Annotated in this window: 1 protein-coding gene; it reads left to right on the top strand. The window is 34.3% G+C overall.

Annotated elements, in window-relative coordinates:
* A partial coding sequence (locus CD111_RS12175; protein WP_158245714.1) for a Cna B-type domain-containing protein occupies positions 1-274 on the top strand: 274 nt, incomplete at both ends.

Below are 274 nucleotides of genomic sequence, written 5' to 3'. Positions count from 1 at the left end.
GAAAGTAACAGTCAACTTATTAGCAAATGGTGAAAAAATAGATTCAGTAGAAGTCAGTGAACAAGATGGATGGCAATATGAGTTTAATCAATTACCGAAATACAAAGATGGTCAAGAAATTAAATATACAGTAACTGAAGATCATGTGAAAGACTACAGTACAACAATAGATGGTCACACCATCACAAATGAATATACACCAGGTAAGACAACGGCAACAGTAACAAAACAATGGGACGATAAAAACAACCAAGATGGTAAACGTCCAAAATCC

It is taken from the genome of Mammaliicoccus stepanovicii (assembly GCF_002902525.1).
GTDB classification, from domain to species: domain Bacteria; phylum Bacillota; class Bacilli; order Staphylococcales; family Staphylococcaceae; genus Mammaliicoccus; species Mammaliicoccus stepanovicii.
This window is presented reverse-complemented; position numbering and strand designations above follow the sequence as displayed.